The organism is Moorena sp. SIO3I8, from assembly GCF_010692325.1.
Classification (GTDB): Bacteria; Cyanobacteriota; Cyanobacteriia; order Cyanobacteriales; family Coleofasciculaceae; genus Moorena.
This window is the reverse complement of record NZ_JAAHHW010000198.1, coordinates 1-7043: the sequence shown is the minus strand read 5'-3', so window position 1 is coordinate 7043 and position 7043 is coordinate 1. Positions and strand designations below refer to the sequence as shown.

Sequence of the window (7043 nt, the reverse complement as noted above, 5' to 3'; positions counted from 1 at the left end):
TTTGGGATAGATTAGTTATGACTTACAAGATTTTAAGCTTAGATGGTGGTGGTTTTCGGGGAGTAATATCTGCTCGAATTATCCAAAAATTTGAAGAAAAACTTGACAAGCCATTGCATGAATACTTTGATTTAGTAGCTGGAACGTCTACAGGTTCTCTTCTAGCTGCTGGGATTTGTCTAGGAAAAACTGCTGATGAGTTACTAAACCTTTATGAATAAAATGGTGAAAAAATATTCCCAAATAACACGAAAGTTTGGCGTGATATTTCTATACTTAGGAATTTTTTTAATGTTGGTCGATACCCTCATCAGGGACTAGAGGCTGTATTAAAAGGTCAATTTGGCTCTACTAAAATCAGTGACATCTCTGAGAATAAACCGGTTTTATTAATTCCTGCTTATTGGACTCAAAAACGGAGAACCATGTGGTTTTGTAGTAATAACCCTAAATCAGAACGTCAATGGTATGACAATATTGAAATTTGGAAACTATGTGTTTGCTCCGCCTCGGCTCCAACTTTTTTTCAACCTTATAATTTAGATAATGAAAAAGTGCCAGAAAAAACGTTTATCGATGGGGGTATTGCAGTTAATAATCCGGCTCTGATTGCCATAGCTCATGCCCTACTTCTTCCATATCATCCCTCTAATCCAAAGCATAAAAAGCAACTTAAACTCGATGATATAGCCATTGTTTCTATTGGCACAGGTAACGTAAAAAAGCCATACAGCTACAAGGAAGTTAACAGTTGGGGAATGGTAGGTTGGGCACAACAGCTAGGTAATCTATTTATGCCTGCCCCCAATCAAGTTAATGCGGACGTTTGCTGGCAAATAATTAGACAAGGAAATGAGGATAATGCCAAGCGTGTGTTACGCCTTGATTTTGATATAAAAGATTCGGAAAAAGATTCTAAATTGGGAGCTATTGATAATCCTGATCTATATAGTGATTTTGTTGACGCTGCGGACAACTACCTTAAAAAGGGTAAAGCTAGGGTAGGAAAAGACGAATCCCATAATCCTATAGAGGCAATTGAAGAGTTCATCGAGAATAACCCTATATAACAAAAAGAAGAGAGTCAGACACAACAGAGTAACGGCAAGGTGAAGGTACCTAGTCAAGTATGATCAGGGTGTTTAAGAGCTGAACTATTGATTTAGCAAGGCTCTTTTGTGGAAAGCGATCGCATAAGCGCGGAAGCGATCGCATAAGCGCGGAAGCGATCGCATAAGCGCGGAAGCGATCGCATAAGCGCGGAAGCGATCGCATAAGCGCGGAAGCGTTCCCGTAGCGTGGCCAAAGGCCTCAGCTTCCGGAGCGTAGCGTCGGGCTTTGCACGAATCGCTTTATTTCCGAAATTGCTGTAATTTTCGATAGTGACAGGATTCCACCGAAGCTATTTAAACTAGCGCGCTATACTTATCCAACAGTAATCTAATTGCTGACAATTGCTGCAATTTTCAACATCAAGCTAAACTATCGGATGCCTCAATCCTTATCAATACAATAGTTAGGAATAACAGTATTCGGTTCAACCGTCAGGATAATTGTACCATCTTCATCAACAGTCCAACCTTGAGCTTCCACTATTTTCTTGGGACGAGAAGCAGTAGGAGTATTGGCAGTGGGGCGTTTTCCTCTCATGGGCAAGTAACTGACTTCAGAGGTAGGAGTAGAAGTAACTTTGTCGATCCTGTTTGGTTCAGTTAGCGCTACTTTTCCACTCCTGGGACAGTTAGCAACAATTAATTACGAGGGGTTAACTAGTGATATTGGTAAGTTGCCAGGATCCTGAGTAGAATTAAGCTTACCATTGATCTCCAACAACCCAGATAAAGACAAATCCCCCGTAAAACTAATAGCAGAAATATCATTAAATGGAGTCCGACCTTCCTGTAACCTGAAATTTATCAATAAGCCTTGCAGGGTGATAGCGATGTTTCCATCTTTGGCTGTTTCAGTATTGGCAAAGATATCATTAATCTTTTCATCGTCCGAGGGGATATCCTGATCCTTTTCAGCTTCGATATCAAGTCTGGTATTATCAGCGAGAGTAACATTACCATTAACCTCTAATGATACATCCCCAGCACTGCTATCTTGTCCCTGATTAGCTTGGTCTGTTTGAATGGTAGGTTCGTTTTCCGATACTACAATGTTAGTCGTAGTGATGGTAATGTTTCCGCCAACAGCATCTACGCTTGTTATTATACTTCCTCCTGGTTCACCTGTTCCGTCATCAGTTAAGGTCAAGCCTCCATCCTGACTTCCCTGAATAGGATCAATAATCACAAGTGAATCAGTTGTTATAGAAATCCCACCTGCATTCTGATCATTTACATCATTGATAGTGGAGATTCCCTGAGCTATTTGAGAATTGTTTAGTGTCAACGAGCCAGCATCGATAGTGATTTGACCTGCTTCTCCACCTTCTTCCTTTGTGATCGTAAAGATTCCCTGACGGTCTTGCTCAGGAGTAGAATTAATCGATACTGAGTTATCAGCTGTTATTATTATATCACCACTTTTATTGCCATTCTTATCAGTTATCGTAACAATCCCCTGATCATTGTTGGAAGTTTCTACTTCCACAGAATCAGCAATAATCCTAATCTCACCACCATCAACATTGCTATCTTCTGGCACCAAGGTTTCTATAGCGCTATCCTTAACTACAACATTCCCTTTCTTGACGCCATCGGGAAAATCTAAACCCAGCTTGTTACCGTCTCTAGTTAATGCTACTTGTCCTTCTGCTGCGCTCAATCCCGCTAATAGAATATTCCCACCTTGATTGGTGGATATCTTACTATCTTCGATAACCTCAACATCACCACCAAGCAACAACAGGTTATCAACGGCTAGCTTCTCTAACTTAGCTTGACTGGTAATACTACCACGATTCATATTACCGGGAATTTGATTAAAGAAGAACACATTAGGATTAACCGTCAATAATGGTGAGGGAGGCTCTGGATTAGACGCACTAAACACTCCTTGATTTCCAAACCCAATCCCATCAGCAGTGGTGCCCACAAAGGAACCCGATACATCCAGCTTGGCATTCTGCCCAAACAAAATCCCCTTGGGATTAATCAAGAACAAATTCGCGCCACCATTGACACCCAAGGTGCCAAAAATATTAGAGGCCTTCCCAGCAGTTACCCGAGAAATAATATTTTCAATCCCAGCTGGATTAGCAAAATAAACGCTTTTTCCGTTTCCCACATTAAATTCTAGGAAACTGTGGAACAAATTGATATCTCGGATTGCTCCTCCCTTAATGATATCAACAATTTCCCCATTTACCTGACCCGAGCCCAGGTCTAGCAAAGACCTTTCCCCCTGGGGCAAGGTAGTATCAGGAGTAATCTGAGCATTAGCTTGGTTTACTGAAAATGCGATCGCTCCACTAATGGCTAAGCATAGGGCTAAACCTAACTGAGTGTTATAGCGTTTCAAAACATCTAATGCCATGGGATTTGTTCTCCTGAGCCTGGGGAGGGGTAGTTAACTTAAGCTGTCAGCTATCAGCTAATGCGCTAAGCGCACGCTACGCGAACAGCTATCAGCTTGCCCATTAACGCAAGCTACGTGGGGTTTATTTTAAGTTCACAGCTGACGGCTGATTGCTGACAACTGACGTTTGATTACTAGTCGGTTGAAGTTCCTATTGCTACTAGCAATACTAATTATTACTGCTAGGTATAAGAATATAAATTATTATACCTATACTTCCTATTTATTGATGTAAATTTTTGTTAAATAATGTTAGCGAGGGTTACAGAGATGGGTAAGGGTTCTACTAGATAATAGAGATAACCAAGGGATATAGGGAGCCGAAATCAATAGTAATAATTTTTGTTCCCGATTCCCGATTACCTTTGCTATAGACAGTCTGCTACGGCAGTTTGCATCACTATCAAGTACACTGGATTTTATCCTTCATCCCTCTTCCCTACTCCGAAGTCCCTGCTCCGAAGTCCCTGCTCCGAAGTCCCTGCTCCGAAGTCCCTGCTCCGAAGTCCCTGCTCCGAAGTCCCTGCTCCCTAAAACCCAGAGATTTGTACCTCATGGGTATAAGACTTGCTATAAATAGATAGACTCATGACAATGCCCAACTTTTTAATCCTAGGTGCAGCTAAGGCTGGAACCACCTCAATTTACCGATATCTAAAGCAACATCCGCAAATCTATATGAGTCCTGCCAAGGAACCTAGGTTTTTTGCTTTTGAAGGAGAAAATTTAGATTTTAGTGGGTTAGGAGATGAAAAAGAAGCTAATTTTATTGTATCTAATATTGACGACTATCGTGCCCTATATAAAAAGGCAACTAATCAAATAGCTATTGGTGAAGCATCTACAAGTTATCTCTACATTGCGAAATCTGTTGAACGCATAAAGTACTACATTCCTAAGGCTAAATTGATTGCTATTCTTCGAGATCCAGCAGAAAGAGCCTATTCCAACTATTTACATTTAATCAAGCAAGAGCGCGAACCATTGGATTTTGCTGAGGCTCTTGCCCAAGAAGAGGAGCGCATTCAAAATAACTGGTGGTCTTTCTGGCACTATAAACACCAGGGACTTTACTATGTCCAAATGAAGCGTTATTATGATGTGTTTGAAAAAAGCCAGATTAAGGTTTATCTATACGAAGATTTGAATAATAATCCTCTAGGGATGCTGAAAGATATGTTTGGTTTTTTGGAGATAGACGATACCTTTACCCCAGATATATCTGAAAAAGTTAGGCAAGCTGCTCCTATTCCCAAGAACAAAGCGTTGGAATCATTTTTGAGCCAACCGCACCCAGTTAAATCAATTCTGAGTCCATTGCTTCCTACTAGCCTAAGGGATAAACTAGTTAACAAGATTAGATATTTAAATCGTGGTAAACCTAAGTTATCACCAGCAGTGCGGAAGCAATTGATTGAATTCTATCGCGAGGATATCCTCCAGCTTCAAGATTTAATTGGTCGCGATCTTTCTCAATGGCTAAAGTGTTGAAAATTAAGTGAACAAGTAAGTAGCGTGAGCTAAAAGCTCACGGCTGATTGCTGACAACTGATGCTTGATTAATAGTGGCTTGATGCCGTTATTGTTACTATAAATACTAATTATTACTGCTGGGAATAATAATATATATTATTATTCCTATACTTGCTAGCCATGGATGTAAAGTTTTGTTAAATAACCTTAGCCAGGGCTACAGAGATGGGTAATGGATATAGGGCTCCCAAATGAATTATGAGAATTTTTGTTTGCTGTTCCCTACTCCCTATTCCCTATTCCCTATTCCCTATTCCCTACTCCCTATTCCCTTTGCTATAGACAGTCTGATAAAGTAATAAAATGTAAATAAAGTTAAAAACTATTTATAAAATAATCTGGATAAAGACTTGACAAGCAATGAAAAATGTGTTAAACAAAGAAGCCAATGGGGATTCTAATCCTGGGATGTCCTATAGCCAGGAATATTGGGCAAGGGGTTATGAGTCCCAACCGGGCGAATACGATTATTGGATTGATCAGGTAGAAGGGGAAATTCCTGGGGAGTTGCAGGGGACTTGGTTAAGGAATGGTCCTGGTTTGCTGGATATTAATGGTTACCCGGTGCATCATCCGTTTGATGGGGATGGGATGATTTGTGCGTTCGCATTTGATCACGGTCGAGCCCATTTTCGCAATCGGTTTGTACGCACAGAGGGCTTCTTAGCGGAACAGAAAGCGGGGAAACCCCTTTATCGAGGAGTGTTTGGCACTCAGAAGCCTGGGGGTTGGTTAGCGAATCTATTTGATGTCCAACTCAAAAATATTGCTAATACCAATGTAATCTACTGGGGTGGCAAGCTCTTAGCCTTATGGGAAGCAGCTAAACCTTACGGTTTGGACCCCCATACCCTTGAAACCTTGGGTGAAGATAACTTGGATGGAGTATTAGCAGGGGGTGAATTCTTTGCTGCTCATCCTTGGATTGACCCTAGTAGTAAGCTTGATGGTGGTCAACCCTGTCTGGTGAATTTCGGGATTCAGCCAGGTCTGTCTACCAAAATTACTATTTACGAATTCGACCCAACCGGTAAACTATTACGACGCCAAGCTTATATTGTTCCTGGTTTTGCCTTTATCCACGATTTTGCGATTACCCCAAACTACTGTATTTTCTTCCAAAATCCTGTTAGCTATAATCCTATTCCGTTCCTGTTGGGATACCGAGGAGCTGGTGAGTGTGTGGCATATCAGCCTGAGCAACCGACCCGGATTATAGTGATTCCTCGTAAACAGAATACAGAGGGAGTCAAAATCCTAGAAACCCAATCGGGCTTTATCTTCCATCACGCTAATGCTTTTGAGGAAGATGGCAAGATTTATGTGGATTCCATTTGCTACGAGTCATTATCAGCACTAGACGTAGGTAGTGATTTTCGGGAGGTTGATTTTAATGCGATCGCACCAGGGCAACTCTGGCGCTTTAGTTTAAACTTAACGGAGAAAACCGTAGCGAGTAAGTTGTTAGAAGAGCGCTGTTGCGAGTTTCCCAGCATTAACCCTAATTATGTAGGACATCCCTATCGCTACTTATTTATCGGAGCTACTGATCATCCCACCGGTAATGCTCCATTACAAGGAATTCTCAAAATAGATACGGCAACAAAGACACAACAATTCTGGAGTGCTGCGCCTAAGGGTTTTGTAAATGAACCAATGTTTGTGCCACGACCCAATGCTGAACGAGAAGATGATGGTTGGGTATTGACCTTAGTATATGATGCTAGTCATCACCGGTCGGATCTAGTAATATTAGATGGTCGTGATTTAACTAGTGGACCGGTAGCAACACTCCACTTGAAGCATCATATTCCTTACGGTTTACACGGTAGCTGGAGTTCTGAGTTGTTGGGAGTTGGGTTGAAGGTTGAAGGTTAGTTGGTTGAAGGTTGAAGGTTAGTTGGTTGAAGGTTGAAGGTTAGTTGGTTGAAGGTTGAAGGTTAGTTGGTTGAAGGTTGAAGGTTAGTTGGTTGAAGGTTGAAGGT

Annotated in this window: 6 protein-coding genes and 1 pseudogene; 4 read left to right on the top strand and 3 right to left on the bottom strand. The window is 41.3% G+C overall.

Annotation, left to right across the window (positions count from 1 at the left end; translation table 11 throughout):
* The first annotated feature begins 17 nt into the window (after nucleotides 1-17).
* Nucleotides 18-1070: pseudogene (locus tag F6K51_RS34515) on the top strand (patatin-like phospholipase family protein).
* Nucleotides 1071-1162: 92 nt separating this feature from the next.
* Here the strand turns inward: F6K51_RS34515 and F6K51_RS34510 are convergent.
* From F6K51_RS34510 to F6K51_RS34500, 3 genes are all read right to left on the bottom strand, one after another.
* Nucleotides 1163-1306 carry a hypothetical protein gene (locus F6K51_RS34510; protein ID WP_293029857.1) on the bottom strand — a complete coding sequence of 48 codons (144 nt, stop codon included), beginning with the start codon at nucleotides 1304-1306 and terminating at the stop codon, nucleotides 1163-1165.
* A gap of 188 nt (nucleotides 1307-1494) precedes the next feature.
* On the bottom strand, nucleotides 1495-1650 hold the full coding sequence (locus tag F6K51_RS34505; protein ID WP_293029854.1) for a hypothetical protein: 156 nt from the start codon (nucleotides 1648-1650) through the stop codon (nucleotides 1495-1497).
* A 105-nt stretch (nucleotides 1651-1755) separates the two neighbouring features.
* The gene (locus tag F6K51_RS34500) at nucleotides 1756-3483 is read right to left on the bottom strand and encodes a filamentous hemagglutinin N-terminal domain-containing protein (protein ID WP_293029850.1); all 1728 of its coding nucleotides are present in this window, start codon (nucleotides 3481-3483) and stop codon (nucleotides 1756-1758) included.
* Between the two features lie 384 nt (nucleotides 3484-3867).
* On the opposite strand from F6K51_RS34500, the gene F6K51_RS34495 reads away from it, so the two are divergent.
* The 3 genes from F6K51_RS34495 to F6K51_RS34485 all read left to right on the top strand — a co-directional run bounded on the left by F6K51_RS34495 (nucleotide 3868) and on the right by F6K51_RS34485 (nucleotide 6936).
* A complete protein-coding gene (locus F6K51_RS34495) occupies nucleotides 3868-4059 on the top strand; it encodes a hypothetical protein (RefSeq protein WP_293029845.1) in 192 nt (63 codons plus the stop codon).
* A 60-nt stretch (nucleotides 4060-4119) separates the two neighbouring features.
* On the top strand, nucleotides 4120-5016 hold the full coding sequence (locus F6K51_RS34490) for a sulfotransferase (RefSeq protein ID WP_293029842.1): 897 nt from the start codon (nucleotides 4120-4122) through the stop codon (nucleotides 5014-5016).
* A 402-nt stretch (nucleotides 5017-5418) separates the two neighbouring features.
* Nucleotides 5419-6936: a carotenoid oxygenase family protein gene (locus F6K51_RS34485; RefSeq protein WP_293029839.1), complete on the top strand. Its 1518-nt coding sequence runs from the start codon at nucleotides 5419-5421 to the stop codon at nucleotides 6934-6936.
* Nucleotides 6937-7043 lie beyond the last annotated feature (107 nt).